The organism is Saccharothrix sp. NPDC042600 (assembly GCF_040647305.1).
GTDB classification, from domain to species: domain Bacteria; phylum Actinomycetota; class Actinomycetes; order Mycobacteriales; family Pseudonocardiaceae; genus Actinosynnema; species Actinosynnema mutabilis.
In genome coordinates this window covers 43489-64589 of record NZ_JBEZBW010000024.1, presented here as the reverse complement: position 1 = coordinate 64589, position 21101 = coordinate 43489, and the positions used below count along the sequence as shown (strand labels likewise).

At 72.2% G+C, this 21101-nt stretch carries 22 protein-coding genes; 9 read left to right on the top strand and 13 right to left on the bottom strand.

The genetic code is table 11. The features are described 5' to 3' along the window. From AB0A74_RS17665 to AB0A74_RS17655, 3 genes are all read right to left on the bottom strand, one after another. Positions 1-195 carry a ubiquitin-like protein Pup gene (locus AB0A74_RS17665; RefSeq protein WP_121219177.1) on the bottom strand — a complete coding sequence of 65 codons (195 nt, stop codon included), beginning with the start codon at positions 193-195 and terminating at the stop codon, positions 1-3. Positions 196-279: 84 nt separating this feature from the next. Continuing rightward, on the bottom strand, positions 280-1773 hold the full coding sequence (gene dop, locus AB0A74_RS17660; protein ID WP_358250573.1) for a depupylase/deamidase Dop: 1494 nt from the start codon (positions 1771-1773) through the stop codon (positions 280-282). A 53-nt stretch (positions 1774-1826) separates the two neighbouring features. Next, positions 1827-4292 carry an FtsX-like permease family protein gene (locus tag AB0A74_RS17655; protein WP_358250571.1) on the bottom strand — a complete coding sequence of 822 codons (2466 nt, stop codon included), beginning with the start codon at positions 4290-4292 and terminating at the stop codon, positions 1827-1829. 109 nt (positions 4293-4401) lie between these two features. Here AB0A74_RS17655 and AB0A74_RS17650 point away from each other — a divergent pair, with 109 nt between their 5' ends. After that, complete coding sequence (locus AB0A74_RS17650) at positions 4402-4899, top strand: NUDIX domain-containing protein (protein ID WP_358250569.1); 498 nt, start codon at positions 4402-4404, stop codon at positions 4897-4899. Continuing rightward, on the top strand, positions 4896-5186 hold the full coding sequence (locus AB0A74_RS17645; protein ID WP_358250625.1) for a DUF6191 domain-containing protein: 291 nt from the start codon (positions 4896-4898) through the stop codon (positions 5184-5186). Before AB0A74_RS17650 ends, AB0A74_RS17645 begins: the two co-directional genes overlap by 4 nt. Here the strand turns inward: AB0A74_RS17645 and AB0A74_RS17640 are convergent. The 4 genes from AB0A74_RS17640 to AB0A74_RS17625 all read right to left on the bottom strand — a co-directional run bounded on the left by AB0A74_RS17640 (position 5158) and on the right by AB0A74_RS17625 (position 8910). Further along, positions 5158-6078 carry an aldo/keto reductase gene (locus tag AB0A74_RS17640; RefSeq protein WP_358250567.1) on the bottom strand — a complete coding sequence of 307 codons (921 nt, stop codon included), beginning with the start codon at positions 6076-6078 and terminating at the stop codon, positions 5158-5160. The two genes, AB0A74_RS17645 and AB0A74_RS17640, sit on opposite strands and share 29 nt — an antisense overlap. 49 nt (positions 6079-6127) lie before the next feature. Beyond that, positions 6128-7156 (bottom strand): glycoside hydrolase family 5 protein, encoded by a 1029-nt coding sequence (locus tag AB0A74_RS17635; protein WP_358250565.1) that lies wholly within the window; start codon positions 7154-7156, stop codon positions 6128-6130. A gap of 87 nt (positions 7157-7243) precedes the next feature. Next, positions 7244-8011, bottom strand: a complete 768-nt coding sequence (locus AB0A74_RS17630) for an ABC transporter permease (protein WP_358250563.1) — start codon at positions 8009-8011, stop codon at positions 7244-7246. Beyond that, positions 8008-8910 carry an ATP-binding cassette domain-containing protein gene (locus tag AB0A74_RS17625; protein ID WP_358250561.1) on the bottom strand — a complete coding sequence of 301 codons (903 nt, stop codon included), beginning with the start codon at positions 8908-8910 and terminating at the stop codon, positions 8008-8010. Before AB0A74_RS17625 ends, AB0A74_RS17630 begins: the two co-directional genes overlap by 4 nt. 108 nt (positions 8911-9018) lie before the next feature. Between AB0A74_RS17625 and AB0A74_RS17620 the strand changes: the two genes are divergently transcribed. Next, positions 9019-10125, top strand: coding sequence for a histidine kinase (locus tag AB0A74_RS17620; RefSeq protein WP_358250559.1), 1107 nt, complete (start codon positions 9019-9021; stop codon positions 10123-10125). After that, the gene (locus AB0A74_RS17615) at positions 10122-10772 is read left to right on the top strand and encodes a response regulator transcription factor (protein WP_358250557.1); all 651 of its coding nucleotides are present in this window, start codon (positions 10122-10124) and stop codon (positions 10770-10772) included. Before AB0A74_RS17620 ends, AB0A74_RS17615 begins: the two co-directional genes overlap by 4 nt. Here the strand turns inward: AB0A74_RS17615 and AB0A74_RS17610 are convergent. Together AB0A74_RS17610 and arc are read right to left on the bottom strand one after the other, a co-directional pair. Next, positions 10726-11700, bottom strand: coding sequence for a hypothetical protein (locus AB0A74_RS17610; protein WP_358250555.1), 975 nt, complete (start codon positions 11698-11700; stop codon positions 10726-10728). The two genes, AB0A74_RS17615 and AB0A74_RS17610, sit on opposite strands and share 47 nt — an antisense overlap. Before the next feature lie 84 nt (positions 11701-11784). Continuing rightward, positions 11785-13581: a proteasome ATPase gene (arc, locus tag AB0A74_RS17605; RefSeq protein ID WP_358250553.1), complete on the bottom strand. Its 1797-nt coding sequence runs from the start codon at positions 13579-13581 to the stop codon at positions 11785-11787. A 239-nt stretch (positions 13582-13820) separates the two neighbouring features. On the opposite strand from arc, the gene AB0A74_RS17600 reads away from it, so the two are divergent. Beyond that, a complete protein-coding gene (locus tag AB0A74_RS17600; protein WP_358250551.1) occupies positions 13821-14600 on the top strand; it encodes a hypothetical protein in 780 nt (259 codons plus the stop codon). A 112-nt stretch (positions 14601-14712) separates the two neighbouring features. Here AB0A74_RS17600 and AB0A74_RS17595 read toward each other — a convergent pair whose 3' ends face one another. The 3 genes from AB0A74_RS17595 to AB0A74_RS17585 all read right to left on the bottom strand — a co-directional run bounded on the left by AB0A74_RS17595 (position 14713) and on the right by AB0A74_RS17585 (position 16356). Then, entirely contained in the window at positions 14713-15540 is an 828-nt protein-coding gene (locus AB0A74_RS17595; RefSeq protein WP_309110710.1) for a tRNA (adenine-N1)-methyltransferase, read from the bottom strand. A 69-nt stretch (positions 15541-15609) separates the two neighbouring features. Continuing rightward, on the bottom strand, positions 15610-15813 hold the full coding sequence (locus AB0A74_RS17590; protein ID WP_358250549.1) for a hypothetical protein: 204 nt from the start codon (positions 15811-15813) through the stop codon (positions 15610-15612). Next, positions 15814-16356 carry a hypothetical protein gene (locus AB0A74_RS17585; RefSeq protein WP_358250547.1) on the bottom strand — a complete coding sequence of 181 codons (543 nt, stop codon included), beginning with the start codon at positions 16354-16356 and terminating at the stop codon, positions 15814-15816. 110 nt (positions 16357-16466) lie between these two features. Between AB0A74_RS17585 and AB0A74_RS17580 the strand changes: the two genes are divergently transcribed. Together AB0A74_RS17580 and AB0A74_RS17575 are read left to right on the top strand one after the other, a co-directional pair. Then, positions 16467-17570, top strand: a complete 1104-nt coding sequence (locus tag AB0A74_RS17580; protein ID WP_358250545.1) for a histidine kinase — start codon at positions 16467-16469, stop codon at positions 17568-17570. Next, a complete protein-coding gene (locus AB0A74_RS17575) occupies positions 17567-18196 on the top strand; it encodes a response regulator transcription factor (protein ID WP_358250543.1) in 630 nt (209 codons plus the stop codon). Before AB0A74_RS17580 ends, AB0A74_RS17575 begins: the two co-directional genes overlap by 4 nt. Here the strand turns inward: AB0A74_RS17575 and AB0A74_RS17570 are convergent. Then, complete coding sequence (locus tag AB0A74_RS17570; protein WP_358250541.1) at positions 18193-19320, bottom strand: M50 family metallopeptidase; 1128 nt, start codon at positions 19318-19320, stop codon at positions 18193-18195. The genes AB0A74_RS17575 and AB0A74_RS17570 overlap by 4 nt on opposite strands. 118 nt (positions 19321-19438) lie before the next feature. Between AB0A74_RS17570 and AB0A74_RS17565 the strand changes: the two genes are divergently transcribed. Next, positions 19439-20308, top strand: coding sequence for a RecB family exonuclease (locus AB0A74_RS17565; protein ID WP_343939546.1), 870 nt, complete (start codon positions 19439-19441; stop codon positions 20306-20308). Next, positions 20309-21082: a thioesterase family protein gene (locus AB0A74_RS17560; protein ID WP_358250539.1), complete on the top strand. Its 774-nt coding sequence runs from the start codon at positions 20309-20311 to the stop codon at positions 21080-21082. Positions 21083-21101: the final 19 nt, after the last annotated feature.

The window sequence follows — 21101 nt, the reverse complement described above, 5'->3', positions numbered from 1 at the left end:
CTACTCGCCGCCCTTTTGCACGTAAGCGCGGACGAAGTCCTCGGCGTTCTCCTCCAGGACGTCGTCGATCTCGTCGAGGATGGCGTCCACGTCCTCGCCGAGCTTCTCGCGACGCTCCTGGCCGGCGGCGGCAGCGCCGTCGGCGCCGTCGTCACCGTCGCCGCCGCCCTGCTTCTGGACCTGTTCCTGGGCCATGTCGACCTCCCCGTTTCTCCGGTCCTTGCGGTCAACATTACCCACCAGGTCCGACATTTGAAGCCTGCCACTCGGGTTTGTCGATCAACCGCGGGTGAGCGCCTCCACGAGCTGCTCGGCGGTGTCCGACGCCTCCAACAGCGCCCCGACGTGCGCCTTCGTGCCGCGCAGGGGTTCCAGGGTGGGGATCCGGACGAGTGACTCGCGCCCGAGGTCGAAGATCACGGAGTCCCAGGACGCCGCCGCCACCGAGGTGGGGTAGCGCTCCAGGCACCGGCCGCGGAAGTAGGCGCGGGTGTCCTCCGGCGGCGCGAGCACCGCGGCACGCACCTCCTCCTCGCTGACCAGGCGTTTCATCGAGCCGCGGGCGACCAGCCGGTTGTAGAGGCCCTTGTCCAGCCGCACGTCGGAGTACTGCAGGTCGACCAGGTGCAGCCGGGGCGAGCCCCAGGCCAGACCGTCGCGCGCCCGGTAGCCCTCCAGCAGGCGCAGCTTGGCGGGCCAGTCGAGCCGGTCGGCGCATTCCTGCGGGTCGCGGGCCAGCGCGTCGAGCACCTCGCCCCACACGCGCAGCACCTCGCGGTCGCCGGTGCCCTCCTTCTCGATGAACTCCGAGGCGCGCTCGAAGTAGGCGTACTGCAGGTCCAATCCGGTGAACTTGCGCCCGCCGGCCAGCTCCACCCGTGTCCTGAGCGTCGGGTCGTGGCTGATCTGGTGCACCGCCCGCACCGGGTCGTGCAGCCGCAGGTCGTCGAACCGGCGGCCGGCCTCGATCATGTCCAGCACCAGCGAGGTCGTGCCGACCTTGAGGTAGGTGGAGTACTCGGCCAGGTTCGCGTCGCCGATGATGACGTGCAGCCGCCGGTACTTGTCGGCGTCGGCGTGCGGCTCGTCGCGGGTGTTGATGATGCCGCGCTTGAGCGTGGTCTCCAGGCCGACCTCGACCTCGATGTAGTCCGAGCGCTGGGACAGCTGGAAGCCCGCCTCCTCGCCGGACGGGCCGATGCCGACCCGCCCGGAGCCCACCACGACCTGGCGGGACACGAAGAACGGCGTGAGACCCGCGATCACGGCGGTGAACGGGGTGCTGCGCTGCATCAGGTAGTTCTCGTGGGTGCCGTAGCTGGCGCCCTTGCCGTCGACGTTGTTCTTGTAGAGCTGCAGGCGGGGCTGGCCGGGGACGGTGGCGGCGCGCATGGCGGCCTCCTCCATCACCCGCTCCCCCGCCTTGTCCCAGATCACCGCGTCGCGCGCGTTGGTGACCTCGGGCGCGGAGTACTCGGGGTGGGCGTGGTCGACGTAGAGCCGGGCGCCGTTGGTGAGGATGACGTTGGCGGCCCCGAGGTCCTCCACGTCGCTGTCGCCGGGGTGGCCGCCGGGCGCGCCGAGGTCGAAACCGCGCGCGTCGCGCAGCGGCGACTCCACCTCGTAGTCCCAGCGCGCCCGGCGCGCCCGCGGCACGTCGGCGGCGGCCGCGTAGGCCAGCACCACCTGTGTCGAGGTCAGGACCGGGTTGGCGGTCGCGTCACCCGGCACCGCGATGCCGTACTCGACTTCGGTTCCCATGATCCGCCGCATACCCCGCAGCCTACGACGTGCCACCGACATTGCGTGCGTGCCGGCGTCGCGTTTCACCCTGCGGCCAGACCGGCCGCCGGCCGGATCCGGGACGCCCCGCGGGCCGGGCCGAAGGCCGCGAGCACGGCCAGCACGACCACGCCCACACCGCCGACCAGCAGCGGGACCAGCGAGGCGGTCGGCCAGGCGAACACCCCGAACGCCAGCAACGTCAGCTCCGCGTACACCAGTCCGAAGACGCCCCCGCCGAGCACTCCGACCAGCGCCAACAGCACCGCCTCGGCCAGCACGCCGCCCTGGAGGCCGCCCCGGGTCACGCCCAGCGCCCGCCGCAGCGCCATCTCCTTGCGCCGCTCCTGCACGGAGATCGTCAGAGCGGTGCCGATGCCGGTCACGGCGACCGCCACGGACAGTCCCAGCAGCACCATGAGCATCAGGATCCCCAGATCCAGGTAGCGCTGATTCTGTGCGTTCGCTTCGGCCTTGGTGTTCACGAGAACGGTCGGGGCGTCCTTGAGACCGGCCCGCACGGCGCTCTGGAACGCGGCGGGGTCGGCGCCGGGGCGCAGCTTCACCAGGACGCGCGAGGCGGGCGCGAGGGTGGTGTCGGCGATGATCGCGTCCACGTGGTCGATGAGGGTGCCGGGCACGGTGCCCGCGACCGTGGCCGTGCGCGCGCCGCCGGGCAGGCCGTCGAGGGTGACCGGCTGCCCGACCGCCGCGCCGAGTTCGCGCGCGGTGAACTCCTCCAGCAGCACCGTCCCGGGCCGGAAGTCGGCGGCCGGACCGCCCAGGAACGCCCGCACCCGCTCCGGGTCGGCCCCCGCGACCGTGGTCGGGAACGTCTCGCCTTCCTCGTCGGCCTGGCTGCCCCGGGCGGTGTGCAGGACGACGCTGCCCGCCACCTCGGGCCGGTTCACCGCCGCCGCGGCGCGCGCGTCCAGGGCCCGTCCGCCGGAGTCCATGACGACCGCGTCCGGCCGGGGCTCGTTGCTGAACTCGTCCTCCAGGCGCTGCGCGGAGCCGACCGTGACGGCGAAGTAGGTGACCATCGCGGCGGCCAGCAGCAACGGCATCGCCACCGACGCCGAGCGCTGCGGCACCCGCCGCACCTCCGCCGCCGCGAGCTTCCACTGCGCGCCGCCGAACCGGCTCGCCACCGACCCGAAGATCCGCCCCAGACCGGGCACCACGACCGGCCCCAGCACGCCGAACAGCCCCGCGACCGCGGCGATGCCGGAGAACAGGATCAGGAAGATCGCCGCCATCGACCCCTTGGCCAGCACGCCGAGCACGGCCATCACGGCCGCCGCCCCGACCAGGACCACGCCGAACACCCGGCGGCGGCGCACCACGGCCCGGTCCGGCGTCTGCCCCTCGGACGTGCGCAACGCGGCCAGCGGCGAGATCCGCGCGGCGGCCAGCGACGGCCGGACCGCGGCGAACGCGCTGAGCACGGCCGCCACCGACACGCCCAGCACCAGTTGCCCCACCGTCGGCAGCAGCGGCGGGCTCAACTCCACCGCGCCCAGCAGCGCGGACAACCCCGTGGCGTCGAACAGCCGCGCCAGCAGCCACGCCACCGTGCCGCCCAGCACCGCGCCCAGAGCGCCCGCCACGGCCCCGGTCAGCAGCGCTTCCAGCAGGTTCGCCCACACCAGGGGTCCCCGGTGGGCGCCCAGGCAGCGCAGCAGGGCGGTGTGCCGCTGCCGCTGCGCGTAGACCGCGCGGAACGTCGCCGACGCCACGAACACCGAGGTCGCCAGCGCCAGGATGCTGAACGGCAGGAACACCACGGCCAGCTCCTCGGTGAGCGGTTCGGCCCGCACGGACGCCGCCGGGTCCACCCGGTACCCCTCGCCCAACGCCCGCGCGATCGCCGCCGCGTCACCCCCGACGACGTGCAGCGACAGGATGTCCGGGGTGCCGCCGAGCCGCGCCGCGAGGCCCTCGCCGACCACGATCCGGGGTTCGTCACCGGTCGCGCCGCGCTTGGTGATGCCCCGGACCACCACGTCGATGGGCTTGCCGGCGGCGTCGGCCATCTTCACCGACGCGCCCGGTTGCAGCCCGCGCTGGTAGGCGGTGACGCGGTCGATCGCGATCTCCCCGTCGCGGGCGGGCGCACGGCCGTCCAGGATCGGCACCCGGCGCAGCCCGTCGCGGTCCACCTCGACGTCCGCGCGGGTCCGCCGCTCGCTGGCCCGACCGTCCTGGAGCAGCAGGTCCGTCTCCAGCAGGCGGGTCGGCAGGACCTGCCGCACCCCCGGCACCGCCGCCACCTTGTCCGCCACCGACTGGTCGAGCACCGTGCGCTCGTAGGGCACCGTGCGGACCACCAGGTCCACGTCGGGCGGCACGACCGGCGAACCGTCGTTGACGGCGCGGTTCATGGCGTCGCTGAGCATCAGGGACGCCAGCAGGCAGGCGACGCCGACGACCAACGCGATACCGGGCAGCACGGCGCGCCCCGGCCGAGCGCGGAACTCGGCGACAGCGAGCCGCAGGGATGTGGGCACAACTCCCCCTCGAACGTCGAAGTAGTGACGCTGAAGGTAGGAACGGCGCGCGTCGGCGGGCGTCGGTCCGGGGTAGCACCTTCCGGTACGACCTGGGGAGGATCTTGGGGTGGAACACGTGCTTGTGGTGGACGAGAACGGCCGGCCCGTGGGGACGGCCACGCGTGAACGGATGCGCGCGGAAGGGCTGTGGCACGCCTGCGCGGCGATCGTCGTGCGGTCGCTGGACGGTGAACGGCTGTTCGTGCACCGCCGCACCGACACCAAGGACGTCTACCCGGGCCTGTACGACCCGACGTGCGGCGGGGTGGTCGCGGCGGGCGAGACGCCCGACGAGTGCGCCGTGCGGGAGTTGGCCGAGGAGCTGGGTGTCCACGAGCGCCCGGAGTTCCTTTTCAAGACGCCGTTCGTGGACGGAACCATTCGCTACATCGCGCACGTTTACGAGGTGCGCAGCGACGGCCCGTTCACCCTCCAGCCCGAGGAAGTGGCGTGGGGCGGGTGGATGGACGTCGCCGACGTGCGGGCGAAGGCCGACGACCCCGACTGGCCGGTGGTGCCGGACGGTCGGGCGCTGATCCTGGGGTGGTTCTCGTGCTGGGCATGATCTTCGCGATGTCGATCCCCGGCCTCGCCGTGCTGCTGGTGGCGTTGGCGACCGGTGAGCGCGTGTGGCGGTCGGTGCGCCGCAAGAAGGGGCACCCGGTCGTGTCGCGGGCGGCGTTCGACGAGTTCACCCAGATCATGCACGGCAGCAAGCGCATCGAGCTGGACGAGCGGCAGACCGAGCTGATGAAGCGCGCCGACGAGGAGGACGGCGCGCCGCCGCGCGGCCCGATCGACCTCGACTCCGGCGCGGTGCGGCTCACTCCCAGGCCAGCGACGCCCGCGTAGCCCAGTACTCGTCGGCGGGTTCGGCGAGGTCGGACAGCTCCTCCGGGTCCAGGTCGATCTCCAGCGCCCGCAGGTTCGAGTGCAACTGGTCGACGCTCGCCGCGCCGGACAGCACCACGTCCACCCACGGTTGGGCGCGCACGGCGGCCAGGGCGATCGCGTCCGGCCCCACGTCGTGCTTGGCGGCCAGTTCGCGCACGGCGGCCGGCGGGTCCACGGCGAGCCGGCCGTTGGCCATGCCCTCCTTGATGTGCACTTCGGCGCCGTTCTCGTGCGCCCACGCCAGCGCCGGTCCGGCCGAGCGCTCCAGCAGGTTCCAGGTGGACTGCACGGCCTCGAACAACCGCCGCCCCTCGACCTCCAGCTCCAGCGCGCGGCGGATGGTGCCCGGCTGGCCGACGCCGGAGGTGGAGAACCCCAGCCGGACGCCGGAGTCGCGCAGCCGGCCCAGCGCGGCCAGCAGCTCCGGGTTGCCGAACAACGGGCTGTCCTCGGTCAGCGAGTGCACCTTGTAGAGGCCGACGTGCTGGCCGAGCAGGGCCTCGGTCTCGGCCCACTGGCGGGTGAACCGCTCGATCGAGTGCTCCTTCACCTCGTGCGTCTCGACGTCCCGGCGCCAGTCGGCGACGTACTCGTAACCCCACTTGCTGGACACGCGGATGTCCCGGTGCCGCCGGTCGGCGAGCCACTGGGCCAGGAACTCCTCGGCCCGGCCGTACGAACGAGCCGCGTCGACACGCCGCACCCCCGCCGCGTACGCCGCGTCGAGCACCGCGTGGCAGGCGGCGCGCATGGCGTCGACGTCGCGCTCGGCGGGGAGCGCGTGCTCGCGGCCGAGGTTGATGTAGGCGGGACGACCGAGGGCGGCAAGACCAAGAGCGAGTTCCGGCACGCCGGACACCGTAACCGGCGGCCCCGGCCGGCCGCCGGTCACGCGCGTCTTAGCTGGTCGGGAAGTTGTCCGCCGTGCGGATGCGGTCGCGGACCCACACCCCGGCGGGCTTCAGCTTGCTCGTGCCGGTGAACGACGTGCCCGAGCAGGTACCGGGCTTGAACACCGCGCCGGAGCGCGAGTCGTCGGAGAAGTTCCAGTTCACCCAACTAATCTTTTTAGCGGAGAGAAGGTCCAGGTACTTCTGCGCCTGGGTGAAGTTGTTGCCGCCGTCGCCCGACGCCTCCTGCGTGCCGAACTCCGTCACGAACACCGGCACCTGGTCGGCCACCCGCGACAACGTGTTCAAGTACTCCGAGCCGTGCGAGGCCGCGTAGAAGTGGAACGTGTACATCACGTTCGACGCGTTGACCTTGTTGTTCACGACCTCCTGCGGGTTCTTGCCGTCCGACAACCCGAACGTGGACCAGCCGTGCGTCCCCACCAGCACCAGGCTGTCCGGGTCCTCCGCGCGGATCACCGGGATGACCTGTTCCGCATAGGACTTCACGCGCGACCACGACACGCCGTTGGGCTCGTTGGCGATGTCGTAGATGATGTTGGTCTTGTCCTTGTGCCGGGCGGCGATCTCCTTGAAGAACGTCTTCGCGCGCGACGTGTTGTGGTTCGGGTCGCCGGGCGTGAGTTGGTGCCAGTCCACCAGCGCGTACATGCCGCGCTTGGTGGCCTCCTCGATGTAGCCGTGCACCATGTCGGTGAACTTGCGCGGGTTCGTCTCGTACCCGCCCTCCTGGATGTACATGGAGATGCGCAGCACGTCGGCCTTCCAGTCGTTCGCGAGCGCGTCCAGCGACTGCGTCTTGACGCACTGCGAGTACCACTGGATGCCGTGCGTGCTCATGCCCCGCAACTGGATCGGCTTCCCGTGCTTGTTGCACAGCTTCACGCCGCACACCTTGAGCTGACCGTTCACCTCGGCCGGTGAGCCGGCGGGCAGCGCCGAAGCCTGGGGTGCCACGAGAGCGCCGGGCAGCAAGAGCGTGGCCGCGAGGGCCAGGACGGTCCCGAGTCGTGCCATGCGGTTCCTCCTCCGCGGTCGTGGCGGCGGAATTAGTCAGGAAAGTTTCCTAACTATCCGGACCATAACGACCACGCTCCGCACCCGTCAAGCGTCCCGACGCAGCAGCACCGCCGCCCCACCGCCCAGCGCCACGACGAGGTAAACCACCATCGCCACCCCGGCCGCCCACGGGCTCAGCGGCGCGCCCGGCAACTCTCCCGCCAACTGAGGAGCCAGCACCGGCGGCATCACCGAGTACAACCGGTCGTTCCACGGCGCGGGCAGCAGCAAGGTGATGCCCGGCAGCACGAACAGCAGCCCGCACAACGTCACCAGCACACCCGCCGTGGACCGCAGCAGGAACCCGAGACCGAGCCCGAACAGGCCCATCATCGTCAACGACGCTGTGTTGGCCAGCAGCGTCGGCAACGCCTCGCCGAACGAGTCGTAGGCCGAGATCGGCTTGGGCCGGTCCCCGGTGATCCACTCACCGGACAGGAACCCCAGCAACGTCGCCACCCCGCCCACGACCACCGACACCCCACCGACGACGGCGGTCTTCGCCAGCAGCAGCGACCCCCGGCGCGGCACGGCGGTCAGCGCGGTCCGGATCATGCCGCTGCCGTACTCCGTGGTCACCGCGAACGCGCCCACCGCGCCCAGCACGAACTGCCCGAACGGCAGCACCACCATCCCGGGGTCCGCCGCGCCGAAGTTCACCTGCACCTCGGGCGGCTGGCTGTCGTAGTCGGCGGTCATCAGGTACGACACCAGCACGCCCGCCAACCACGCCAGGACCAGCACCAACAGCAGGTAGAACGTCGAACGGACCGTGCGCAGCTTCAGGAACTCCGACGCCAGCACACCACTCATCGGGTCACCGTCCGGTACTCCACGCTGTCGTCGGTCAGCTCCAGGTACGCGTCCTCCAGCGACGCGCTGCGCGGGGTCAGTTCGTGCACCGCGATGCGCCGGTGGGCGGCGGCCTCGCCGATGTCGTGGGCGCTCAGGCCGTGCACCAGCAGCGCGCCGTCCTCCTGCCGGACGGTCGCGCCGAGCCGTTCCACGACCGCCGCCAGCTCGCCCGGAGCGCCGGTGCGGACCAGGACGTCGCGCTGGAAGCGCTCGGTCAGCTCCCGCATCGAGGCTTCGAGGATCAGCCGGCCGCGCCCGATCACCACGACCCGGTCGGCGGTCAGCGCCATCTCGCTCATCAGGTGGCTGGACACCAGCACCGTGCGGCCCTCCGCCGCCAGCCCGCGCATCAGGTGGCGGATCCACCGGATGCCCTCCGGGTCCAGGCCGTTGACCGGTTCGTCGAACAGCAGCACCGCCGGGTCGCCGAGCAGGGCCGCCGCGACGCCGAGGCGCTGCTTCATGCCCAGCGACAGCGTCCCGACCCGCCGGCCCGCGACGCCCGCGAGCCCGACCTGCTCCAACGTCGCCACGACCCGCGCGACGCCGATGCCGTTGCTGCGCGCCAGCACCCGCAGGTGGTTGTAGACGCTGCGGCCGCCGTGCACGGCGTTCGCGTCGAGCAGCGCGCCGACGTGGTGCAGCGGCTGGGGGATGTCGGCGTAGCGCTTGCCGCCGACCAGGGCCTCGCCGCTGGTGGGGCGGTCCAGGCCGAGGATCGTGCGCATGGTCGTCGACTTGCCCGCGCCGTTGGGTCCGAGGAAGCCCGCCACGTACCCGGGTTCGACCTGGAAACTGAGCCCGTCGACGGCCCGGTGGGTGCCGTAGCGCTTGGTGAGTTCGCGTACTTCGATCACGGGACGAGCGTCGCCGGTGGAGCGGTCCGGCGGATCGGACGGCGGTCTGCGATCGGGGTCGGACCGTGGTCCGATGTCCGGCGGGCCGCGCGTGATTACCTTCTGCTCGTGCGATCACGTCTGCCCGCCTGGCTGCCCACGGTCTACCTGTACCTGCTGGACGTGCTGGCGGGCGTGCTGGTGACGCTGGTCTACCTGGAGTTCGCCCAGTACGTCACCGGGCCGCGGTGGCTGGGCTACGCCGTCGCCGGGCTGGTCGGGCTGCCGCTGGCGGTGCGCCGGAAGTGGCCGCTGAGCGTGGTGGTCGTCGTGGGCACGGCGCTGAACCTCGCCACGTTCCTGCACATGACGCGGGAGCCGTACTCGGCCGCCGCCTTCGCCCTCTACATGGCCGCCGCGACCGCGCCGCGCAACCGGTCCGTGGCGGTGCTGCTCCTCACCCTGGTGCCGGGCGTCGCCGCGATCTTCTACGCCGAGCCCTCGCCGGACGACCTGGGGCTGGCGATCGTGGTGGCGGTGCTGCTCGTGGGCGCGTGGGCGTTGGGGCACTCGACCCGGGTGCGCCGCGCCTACGCCGAGCGCGCCGCGGCCGACCAGGCGGCCAAGGCGGTCACCGACGAACGGCTGCGCATCGCGCGCGAGCTGCACGACGTGGTCGCGCACAGCCTGTCGCTGATCACGGTGAAGGCCGGCATCGCCAACCACGTCGCCGAGACCCAGCCGGAGCAGGCGCGGGAGGCGCTGGCGGTCATCGAGACCACCAGCCGGGGCACGCTGGTGGAGATGCGGCGGCTGCTGGGCGTGCTGCGGTCGGAGGACTCCGCGGTCGAACTGGCGCCCATGCCGGGTCTGGAGGACCTGCCCGGCCTGGTCGAACGGGCGGGGCTCGCGGGCGTGCCGGTGGAGCTGGAGGTCTCCGGCGGCCCGCTGCCGGACGCGCTGGGGCTGACCGTGTACCGGATCGTGCAGGAGTCGGTGACCAACGTGGTCAAGCACGCCGCGCCGGCGCGGTGCCGGGTCGAGGTGGCGGTCGGGGAGTCGTCGGTGCGGATCGACGTGACCGACGACGGGCCGGGGGAACGGGTGCTCGCCGGCGGTGGCGGGCACGGGCTGATCGGGATGCGGGAGCGGGTGGCGGTGTACGGGGGCACGTTCGCGGCGGGGCCGCGCGGCGGCGGCGGGTTCCGGGTGCGGGCGGAGGTGCCGTTCGCGTGATCGACGTCGTGGTGGTGGACGACCAGGCGCTGCTGCGCGGCAGCTTCCGGGTGCTGGTGGACTCCGCGCCGGACCTGCGGGTGGTCGGCGAGGCCGGTGACGGGGCGGAGGCGGTGTCGGTGGTGACCCGCACCCGGCCGCACGTGGTGCTGATGGACGTCCGGATGCCGGGCGTGGACGGCATCGCCGCCACCCGCGAGGTCTCGGTGACCTCGCCGGAGTCGCGGGTGCTCATCCTGACCACGTTCGACCTGGACGAGTACGTCTACGCGGCGCTGCGCGCGGGGGCCAGCGGGTTCCTGCTCAAGGACACGCCGCCGGCGGAGCTGTTGTCCGCGATCCGGGTGGTCGCGGAGGGTGACGGGTTGCTGTCGCCCTCGGTGACCAGGCGGCTGATCGCCGAGTTCGCGCGCCTGCCGGAGTCCCGTCCGGTGCGGCTGGACGGCGTCACCGACCGCGAGCGCGAGGTGCTGGCGCTGATCGCGCGCGGCCTGTCGAACACCGAGATCACCCAGACCCTGCACCTGTCGGTGGGCACGGTGAAGACCCACATCGGCCGGTTGCTGCACAAGCTCCAGGCCCGCGACCGGGCTCAACTGGTCATCGCGGCGTACGAGTCCGGTCTGGTGTCGGCAGGCGGGAGCTGACCGCCGCGTGCACCGCCTCCGGGTCCGCGGAGTTGGTGAGCAGCGGCAACGCCACGAACCGGCGGTCGAACCACTTGCGGTGCAGCCCGTCGAAGCGTTCGCTGATCGCCGGGTCGGTCGGCTCGACGAGCAGGTAGTGCTGGCCGGAGACGCTCGCCAGGTCCACCGAGACCACCTGCGACCAGTCCAGCACGGCGTGCCGCCGACCCAACCGCAGCTCCAGACCGTCGCCGCCCACGCGGACCCCGCTGCCGCCGCGGACCAGCACGATCACCAGGCCGCACGCCAGCGCGACCGCCGCCAGCCCGAACGCGCCCACGCCACCCCACTGCCGACCCGAGGCGAACACCGCGGCCAGGACGCCCGCGCCGAACGCCAGCGCCGCGAACGACCCCGCCAGGGCCGCCACCCGCGCCGACGACGCGGGGAAGTCCCGGCCGTCACCCCGCTCGCGCGCCGGCCTGAGCACCGCCCCGAACAGCAGGAACCCCACGCCGAACGCCGCCGTGCCGACCCCCGCCCACACCGGGGCCGTCGCCGCGAGCACCACACCGGCCGCCACGCCGAGCGCGCCGAAGACCAGGAACCACAGCCACAGCCGGTCCGGGCGCTGCGGCCGCTGGGCCGCGGGCCGCCCGAACAGCGACCGTGTCAGCAGCGCGGCCGGGAACAACGCGATCGCGGCCAGCCAGAAGCCCGACGGCTCGGCGTCGCGCACGGCGGAGACCAGCAGGGCCCCGCCGGCCAGCGCGCTCGCGCCGAAACCGGCCCACAGGCCGGCGCGCCGCCCGGTCCACGTGCCCACCGCGCCCGCCGCCAGCACGACGACGACCGCGATCGACAACGCGGAGAAGTGCCCGGCGTCGCGCGCCACGAAGAACACGGCCGCCGCGTACACGGACAAGAGCGCCCCTGCCCACCAGTTCATGGTCAACGACTACCCCGGACCGGGCGCGCCCATGCGGGAAGCCCGCCCACACGAGGTGGACGGGCTTCCCGGGGAGAGTGCCTCTTACAGGTACTGGCCGGTGTTGGTGGCCGTGTCGATCGCCCGGCCGGACTCCTGGTTCTTGCCGGTGACGAGGGTGCGGATGTAGACGATCCGCTCCCCCTTCTTGCCGGAGATCCGGGCCCAGTCGTCCGGGTTGGTGGTGTTGGGCAGGTCCTCGTTCTCCGCGAACTCGTCCACGATCGCGTCGAGCAGGTGCCGCACCGACAGACCCGGCTGCTTGGTGTCCAGCAGCGACTTGATGGCCGCCTTCTTGGCCCGGTCGACGATGTTCTGGATCATCGCGCCGGAGTTGAAGTCCCGGAAGTACAGGACCTCCTTGTCGCCGTTGGCGTAGGTCACCTCCAGGAACCGGTTCTCCTCCGACTCCTCGTACATCCGCTCGACGGTGTGCTGCACCATGCCCTCGATGCAGGCCACCGGGTCGCCGCCGAACTCCGCCAGGTCGTCGGCGTGGATCGGCAGGTCGGGCGTGAGGTACTTGTTGAAGATGTCCTTGGCGCCCTCGGCGTCCGGACGCTCGATCTTGATCTTGACGTCGAGCCGGCCCGGCCGCAGGATCGCCGGGTCGATCATGTCCTCGCGGTTGGACGCGCCGATCACGATCACGTTCTCCAGGCCCTCGACGCCGTCGATCTCCGAGAGCAGCTGGGGGACGATCGTGGTCTCCACGTCGGAGGACACGCCGGAGCCGCGGGTGCGGAAGATCGAGTCCATCTCGTCGAAGAACACGATCACCGGGGTGCCCTCGGACGCCTTCTCGCGCGCCCGCTGGAAGATCAACCGGATGTGCCGCTCGGTCTCGCCGACGAACTTGTTGAGCAGCTCCGGGCCCTTGATGTTGAGGAAGTAGCTCTTGGCCTCGCGCCGGTCGTCGCCGCGGGCCGCCGCGACCTGCTTGGCCAGCGAGTTGGCCACGGCCTTGGCGATGAGGGTCTTGCCGCACCCGGGAGGGCCGTAGAGCAGCACGCCCTTGGGCGGGCGCAGCTTGTACTCGCGGAACAGGTCGGCGTGCAGGAACGGCAGCTCCACCGCGTCGCGGATCTGCTCGATCTGCCGGAACAGGCCGCCGATGTCCTCGTACTTGACGTCGGGCACCTCCTCCAGCACCAGGTCCTCGACCTCGGCCTTGGGCACCCGCTCGTAGGCGAAGCCCGCCTTGGAGTCGACCAGCAGCGAGTCGCCGGCCTTGAGCGGCGAGTCCATCAGCGGCTGCGCGAGCCACACCACGCGCTCCTCGTCGGCGTGGCCGACGACCAGCGCGCGCCCGATGGAGGCCTCCTCCTCGGATTCGAGCACCTCGCGCAACGTGCAGACCTCGCCGGTCCGCTCGAAGCCGCCGCCCTCGACGACGGTCAGCGCCTCGTTGAGCCGGACCGACTGGCCCAGCACCAGCGACGCCGTCTCGACCGCGGGCGACACCGAGACCCGCATGCGCCGGCCGGAGGTGAACACGTCCACCGTGCCGTCCTCGAACCGCGCCAGGAAAACGCCGTAACCGCTCGGCGGCTGCGCCAGGCGGTCCACTTCCTCGCGCAGGGCGAGCAGTTGGCTCCGTGCTTCTCGAAGGGTGTCGATGAGCTTGGTGTTGCGCTCGGTCAGTTGGCTGACGCGCTCGGTTGCCTCGGCGAGCCGTTGCTCCAGCAAGCGGACGTGCCGGGGGGATTCGGTCAGCTTGCGGCGCAACAACGCGATCTCGTCCTCCAGGAACCTGATCTGCGCTGTCAGCTCACCAGAGTTGTTGCCCTTGTTCAGCTCGCCACCCTCATCGGGCTGGCTGCCGGGATGACCGTGCTGCATGTCGGCACCCTCCTCCCGTGTTCGTACGACAACGGTACCGGCGATCACCGACAAAAGCGGCCATCGACCGGGTTCCCGGCGGTCGTGTGATCACACATTCCGCCCGCTCGGCCGGATGAACTGCTCCATACCGGTGTCTGACGGAACCCCTCGCCCGCTACCGTGCGTCCTAGTTCGAGTCACCTTTCGTGTTCCGGGCATCCTCGCCCGTCACCAGCGCAAAGTTCTAGGAGAACGTGATGTCCGTCCCCCCTCAGCAGCCGGGACCGTACGGTCCGCAGCCTGGTGGATTCGGTCAACAACCAGGTCAGCCCGGTCCGCAGCAGGGGTTCGGCGGGCAACCGGGCGGGTTCCCGCCGCCGCCGCAGGGTTTCCCACAGGGTGGGCAGCAGCCGCCCTACGGGCCGCCGCCGGGTGGTTTCCCGCCGCCCGGTCAGCCGGGCGCGCCGGGTCCCGGGCCGCAGCCGTACGGTCAGCAAGGCCAGTTCGGTCAGCCCGGTTACGGCCAACCGGGTGGTTTCGGTGATCCTTACGGCGCGCCGCGCAAGAAGAGCCCCCTGCCGTGGATCCTCGGGGGCGTCGGCGTCGTGGTGATCGCCGTCGTGGCGGTGTTGCTGGTCACGCTCGTGGGCGGCGGCTCGCCCAAGGACACCGCCGAGTCCTACGTCGCCCTGCTCAACAAGAACTCCGACTCCGACGCCGACGCCGAGTCGGTCCGCGGCCTGCTCTGCAAGGGCGACGTGACCAAGTTCGACGAGCTCCGCAAGAAGGCCAAGGAGTCCGAGGGCGACACGCCGGGCAGCAGCGAGCTGAAGAACATGAAGGCCCAGCACACGCTCGGCGAGGTGACCGAGAACGGCGACAAGGCGACGGCCAAGGCGCGGGTCGCGTACTCGGGCGTGCCGGACGACTACAAGGACTTCATCAAGGACAAGGACTACACGATCGACCTGGTGAAGGAAGACGGCGACTGGAAGGTCTGCGGCATGTTCAAGGACCTGGAGGGCATCGGCGGCTGACCCGCCCGGCCTGTCGGTCCCCCGTGCGATGATCGAACCGGGGGCCGCAGGCCCGACCCACCGACCGCGAACGGCCCGTGCGCACACCAGGCACACGGGCCGTTTCCGCAGGTCAGCCCTTTGAAGGACGCCGCTGCGGCCGGGGCGGCGTGACGCCGTCCGCCAGCCGCCGGGTGGTCAACAGGAACGCCGTGTGCCCGATCATCCGGTGCTCCGGCCGCACCGCCAGCCCCACCACGTGCCACGGCCGCACCAAGGTCTCCCAGGCGTGCGGCTCGGTCCAGTGCTGCTGCTCCCGGATCGCCTCGGTCACCTTCGAAAGCTGCGTGGTCGTCGCGACGTACACCACCAGGACACCACCGGGGATCAAGGCTCGCGAGACCGCCGGCAGCACGTCCCACGGCGCGAGCATGTCCAGGACGACCCGGTCCACCTCGCCCTCGTGCGACGCGACGTCACCAACGGTCAACGACCAGTTACCAGGCCGCTCCCCGAAGAACTGCTCCACGTTGCGCACCGCGTGGTCGGCGTGGTCCTGGCGCACCTCGTACGAGGTCACGCTGCCCTTCTCCCCCACCGCCCGCAGCAACGAGCAGGTCAGCGCGCCCGACCCGGCCCCGGCCTCCAGGACCCGCGCGCCGGGGAAGACGTCGCCGTACATGACGATCTGCGCGGCGTCCTTCGGGTAGATCACCTGCGCGCCACGCGGCATGGACAGCACGTAGTCGGCCAGCAGGGGCCGCAGGGCCAGGAACGACGTGCCGCCCACGGACGTCACCACGGACCCCTCGGGCTGCCCGATCAGCTTGTCGTGCGACAGCGCGCCGCGGTGGGTGTGGTACTCCTTGCCCGGTTCGAGCACGATCGTGTAGTGCCGTCCCTTCGGGTCGGTCAACTGCACCCGGTCTCCCGGCTGGAACGGACCACTGGCGGTGCTCACCGCGGCGAACCTCCTGCTTAAATGCGGAACAACAGCGCACGATGGTCGCAGAAGCCCCGCGCCGCCCCCTCAGCGGCCTCGTCCTTCGGCCCGCCTGCCGGACACCGCGAGCAGCGCGCCGACCACCACGAACACCACCGCGGCGGGCAACTGGGCCCACTCCGGCAGGTACCGGACCAGGAACCAGCTCTTGCTGTCCACGTCCAGCGCCATCAGCACCAGCGGCACCACCCCCTGCGGCACCGCGAGGATGATCCCCACGACCTCCCGCATCTACTCCCCCTTCTCCGTGACCGAGTGGTAGACCGGCCAGCCCACCAGCCAGACCAGCCCCACGACGGTCATGCCACCCATCTGCCCCCAGAGCGGCTGAGTACGCTCTGGGTCCCCCGTGACCAGCACCAACAGCCCGATCACCGCCGCGGTGACCGCCCACGCGAGAGCGAACTTGCCCCATTCGCGCCACTCGTAGCGCACCCTCGCGCGCCCCCTTTTCGGCGGTCGCCACGGCGGTGGCCCACCGGCGAACCGGTGGGCGAACCGCTGGTCGGCCCACCGCAGCATGCTGTGCCCGAACGCCACGCTCACGCCCAGGTAGATCGCCGCGAGCCCGTGCGCCGACTTCGCCTCTCCCCCGTTCCTCAGGTCCAGGACGGTCGCCACGAGCAGCACCACGTCCACCAACGGCGTGCACACCAGCAGCACGCCGCCCACCCTGCGCATGCGCAGCACGTACCGGGCGAACAGCCCCAGGCCGAGCACGACCCAGAACCCGACCTCACACGCCACGATCACCACGACCAACGGATCAACCACGACGACAAGCGTGCTGGTGGGACCGGGTCCGCCGCGTCGGCGACCGGATCGACCGGGCGTCATCACTTCGTAGGACGCACCCCGCGCCGGACGTGTGTTGTGATGCGGGGGTGCAGATCCGCCCGAAACGCCGAGAAGTGCTGGTCGCGCTCGGGTTCTTCGCCCTCGGGACGGTCATCTACCTGCTCGACCTCGACCTGGTCTTCGGCGACGACGACGGGCCGACCCCGCTGTGGACGCGCCTGGCGGTGCTGGCCGTCGGCTGCCTGGGGACGCTGTTCCGCCGCGTGCTGCCGGGCCTGGCGCTGGCCCTGGCGTTCGGCGCGGTGCTGCTCGACCTGACCAGCATCGGCATCCCGGTGGTCATGGTGTTCATCGACGTGCTGTTCGTGGTGTCGCTGGACGGTCCGCGGCGGCTGCACCGGGCGTTGATCGCCATCGTGGCGGTGGCGACGCTGGGCCTGACGCTGACCGTGGGGGTGCTCAGCACCGACTGGCGCGAGTCGCTCTACGCGGGCCTGCAGATGTTCTCGCTGGTCGTGGTGCCGGTGTGGTGGGCGACCAACGTCCGGCAGCACCGGGAGAGCGCCCGGCAGCTGGCCCGCATCGTCGAGCTGGACCGGCGGGCCGCGGTGAACGCCGAGCGCACCCGCATGGCCCGCGACCTGCACGACGTGGTCGCCGGGCACCTGTCGGCCATCGCGATCCAGTCCGAGGCGGTGCTGTCCATGCCGGCGGACTCCGCGACCGTGCGCACGGTGCTCAAGTCGGTCCGGGAGAACAGCCTCCAGTCGCTGGCGGAGATGCGCACCATGATCGACGTGCTGCGGGCCGACGACCCGGTGGACGAGCCGGTCACCGTGCGGCTGGCGGACGCGGCGCGGCTGGTGGAGTCGGCGCGCGCGGGCGGGCTGGCGGTGGAGTTCGCGGCGGACGACGTGGACGGGCTGCCGGTGGCGGTGGACCTGGCCGCCTACCGCATCCTGCAGGAGGCGCTGACGAACGCGTTGAAGCACGGGGCGGACGCGTCCGTGCGGGTGGAACGGCAGGTCAGGCGGTTGGTGCTGGTCGTGCGCAACGCGGTGCGCACCGCCGGGGACGGATCGGGGACGGGTTTGGTGAGCATGGCGGAACGCGCGCACGCGGTGGGCGGGACGTTCGCGGCGGGCCGGGACGGGGCACAGTGGGTCGTGCGGGCGGAGCTGCCGCTGTGATCCGGGTGCTGGTGGCCGACGACCACGCGGCGATCCGCGCGGGCCTGGTGCTGATCCTGAACGGGGCCGAGGACGTCGAGGTGGTCGGCGAGGCGGCGGACGGCGGCGCGGCCGTGCGGATGGCGCGCGAGCTGCGGCCGGACGTGGTGCTGATGGACATCCGGATGCCCGGCACGGACGGCATCGAGGCGACCCGGCAGCTCGCCGGAGTGTGCCACGTGCTGGTGCTGACCACGTTCGACCTGGACGAGTACGTGCACGGGGCGTTGCGGGCGGGTGCGGCCGGGTTCCTGCTCAAGTCGGTCGAGGCGGCGGCGCTGGTGGACGCGGTGCGGCAGGTCGCGGCCGGGGACGGCGTGCTCGCGCCCAGCGTGACGCGGCGGCTGATCGCCGAGTTCGCGGCGGCGCCGCCCAAGTCCCGGCCGGCGGCGCTGGACGCGTTGACCGAGCGGGAGGTCGAGGTGCTGCGGTGTCTCGGCGAAGGCCTGTCGAACCACCAGATCGGGCGAAAGCTGCACATCGGCGAGACGACCGTGAAGACGCACGTGTCGCGCGTGCTGACCAAGCTGGACCTGCGCTCACGGGTGCAGGCGGCGATCCTCGCGCAGGACGCCGGGCTGCTCTAGCCGCGGTCGAGGGCCGCCTTGAGGTCCTCGCGCCGCAACACGCCCGAGGGCCGCCCTTCGAGGTCCACCACCAGGTACTCCCAGGCGGGCGTGCCCATGACGCGTTCGGCCAGCTCGTCGCCGGTCTCGTTCTCCAGCAGCACGGTCTCCGGCCGGATCGGGACGGCGGCCTGCTCGGCGGGCGCGTGCGGGGAGGTGGTGGCCAGGCGTTCGGCCATGCCCCGGTCCAGCAGCCCCGCCGCGACGCCGTCCGCGCGGACCAGCACCACGCCCCGCCCGGCGGACGCGGTGAGCGCGCCCGACACGGGACTCTCGGCGGGCAGTTGCAGCACCGGTTGCATGAGCTGGCTGAGGGTGAGGCCCTCCGGCCAGGTCCGCCGGCGTTCGGCGGTCAGCTCACCGCGCGCGCCCGCGACCACGACCCACGCCGTGATCAGGCACACGCCGAACACCAGCCACCGGTCCTCGGCCCCGTCGAGCAGCCCCATGACCGCCCAGACGACCAGCGCCGCCGCCACCACGCCGCCACCCACGACGGCCGCCTTGGTGCCCGTCGCGCGCCGGCCGGTGACCGCCCACACGCCCGCCCGCAGGATGCGCCCGCCGTCCAGCGGCAGGCCCGGGAGCAGGTTGAACACGGCGACGGCGGCGTTGGCGAACGCGGTCTGCGCGATCAGCAGCCACACCGCGTCCCGGTACGGGATGGCGGACGCGCCCAGCGCGAAAGCGCCCGCGAGCAACGTCGAGACCACCGGCCCACCGGCGGCGATCAGCCCTTCGTGACGCGGGTTGTCCGGCGCGCGCATCATCTCGGACACGCCGCCGAGCAGGAACAGCCGCAACCGCCGCACCGGCATGCCCAGCCGCAACGCGACCAGGCTGTGCCCCAGCTCGTGGGCCAGGACCGACAGCCCCAACAGGACCGCGAGCGTGGCCGCGAGCAGCACGCTCGCCGTTCCGCTCAGGCCCGGGACGAGCCGTTCGACCATCGGCGCGTACAGCACGACGATCGCCGCGGAGCCGAGCCACCAGGAAGGCGCGAGCAGCACCGGGATACCGGCCACGCGGAACAACGGCAGCCCACCGTCCCGCCCGACCCGTCGCCAGCTCTGCTCGGTCACCACGGAGGAAGCCTAGGGGTTGCGGTGTGTTGGCGCTGTGACCCGCGGGAAGCCCCGCCGGCTGGTCGCGACCACCCACGGCGAGCCGATCTTGTCGGTGCTGTCCCCTATGGTTTTCGGCATGGCAGTGCCGACGATCTCCGAACGCCCAGTGCGCAGGCCCGCGCTGTCCCCGTCGAGAGCGGGCGACTTCAAGCAGTGCCCGCTGCTGTACCGCTTCCGGGCGGTCGACCGGCTGCCGGAGAAGCCGACCAGAGCGCAGGTGCGCGGCACGGTCGTGCACGCGGTCCTGGAGGACCTGTTCGGCCTGCCCGCCGCCGAGCGCCTGCCCGAGCGCGCCCGCGAGCTGATCGGCCCGGCCTGGGACCGGGTGCGCGCCGAGCGCCCCGAGTTCGCCGACCTGTTCACCGCCGAGGACGCCGCCGAGCAGGCCGAGTGGCTGGCCTCGGCGGAAGGCCTGCTGGAGGGCTACTTCGGCCTGGAGGACCCGCGCCGGTTCGACCCCGACGCCCGCGAGCTGCTGGTGGAGTGGGAACTGCCGTCCGGGGTGCTGCTGCGCGGCTACATCGACCGCGTGGACGTGGCGCCCACCGGCGAGATCCGGGTGGTCGACTACAAGACCGGGGCCGCGCCGCGCGAGGTCGGCGAGGCCAAGGCGCTGTTCCAGATGAAGTTCTACGCCCTGGTGCTGTGGCGGCTGCGCGGCGTGGTGCCGCGCCAGCTGCGGCTGATGTACCTGGCGGATCGGCAGGCGTTGGCGTACACACCGGACGAGGCGGAGCTCGCGCGGTTCGAGCGCACCCTGGAGGCCATCTGGGAGGCCATCCTGCGGGCGGCGAAGTCGGGCGACTTCCGGCCCAACCCGAGCAGGTTGTGCGACTACTGCGACCACAAGGCGCTGTGCCCGGCGTTCGACGGCACCCCGCCGCCCTACCCGGGGTGGCCGGAGCCGGACGCGGGCGTGGAGACGGCACTGGACAGGGCGGACTAGATGACGGCGTTCTACGAGCAGTTGGACGAGCAGCGGTTCCGGGCCACCGAGCACACCGCCGGGCCGTGGACCGACCAGCACCAGCACCTGGGTCCGCCCTCGGCGCTGCTGGTGCGCGAGCTGGAGCGGTGCGCCCCGCGCGCGGGCACGGTGCTGTCCCGGGTGACCTTCGAGGTGCTGGGGCCGGTGCCGGTGGCGGAGCTGACCGTCGAGGCGGCGCTGGAGCGGCCGGGGCGGTCGGTGGAGCTGCTGTCGGCCGCGCTGTGCCACGACGGGCGGGCGGTGCTGCGGGCGCACGCGTGGCGGATCGTCGGCGGCGACACGGCCACGGTCGCGTCCGGCGAGGGCGAGCCGCTGGTGCCCGCGCAGGGGTGCGCGCCGATGGCGATCCCGGACGACTGGCAGTGCGGGTACCTGGCGGCGATGGAGTGGCGCTCGGTGTCCGGCGGCATCTTCACCCCGGGCGACGCGGCGGTGTGGGCGCGGCCGTTGGCGCGGGTCGTGGCGGGTGAGGACGCCTCGACGGCGCAGCGGCTGTTCACGGTGGCCGACTCGGCCAGCGGCGTGTCGTCCCGGCTGGACATCTCGAAGTGGTACGCGATCAACACCGACCTGACCGTGCACCTGCACCGGGAGCCGGTCGGCGAGTGGTTCGCGCTGGACGCGGAGACGGTCGTGGGGCCGACCGGCGTCGGAATGGCCAGCAGCGTGCTGCACGACGAGCTGGGGCCGGTCGGCCGCACCGCACAGGCCCTGTACGTGCGGGAACGCTGAGCCGACGCCACGATGGTCG

Bases quoted from the DNA above. Each gene is read 5' to 3' on its own strand.
- AB0A74_RS17665 (WP_121219177.1), bottom strand. From the start codon at position 195: ATGGCCCAGGAACAGGTCCAGAAGCAGGGCGGCGGCGACGGTGACGAC.
- dop (WP_358250573.1), bottom strand. From the start codon at position 1,773: ATGCGGCGGATCATGGGAACCGAAGTCGAGTACGGCATCGCGGTGCCG.
- AB0A74_RS17645 (WP_358250625.1), top strand. From the start codon at position 4,896: ATGATCTTCGCGATGTCGATCCCCGGCCTCGCCGTGCTGCTGGTGGCG.
- AB0A74_RS17635 (WP_358250565.1), bottom strand. From the start codon at position 7,156: ATGGCACGACTCGGGACCGTCCTGGCCCTCGCGGCCACGCTCTTGCTG.
- AB0A74_RS17630 (WP_358250563.1), bottom strand. From the start codon at position 8,011: ATGAGTGGTGTGCTGGCGTCGGAGTTCCTGAAGCTGCGCACGGTCCGT.
- AB0A74_RS17610 (WP_358250555.1), bottom strand. From the start codon at position 11,700: ATGAACTGGTGGGCAGGGGCGCTCTTGTCCGTGTACGCGGCGGCCGTG.
- arc (WP_358250553.1), bottom strand. From the start codon at position 13,581: ATGCAGCACGGTCATCCCGGCAGCCAGCCCGATGAGGGTGGCGAGCTG.
- AB0A74_RS17600 (WP_358250551.1), top strand. From the start codon at position 13,821: ATGTCCGTCCCCCCTCAGCAGCCGGGACCGTACGGTCCGCAGCCTGGT.
- AB0A74_RS17590 (WP_358250549.1), bottom strand. From the start codon at position 15,813: ATGCGGGAGGTCGTGGGGATCATCCTCGCGGTGCCGCAGGGGGTGGTG.
- AB0A74_RS17565 (WP_343939546.1), top strand. From the start codon at position 19,439: ATGGCAGTGCCGACGATCTCCGAACGCCCAGTGCGCAGGCCCGCGCTG.
- AB0A74_RS17560 (WP_358250539.1), top strand. From the start codon at position 20,309: ATGACGGCGTTCTACGAGCAGTTGGACGAGCAGCGGTTCCGGGCCACC.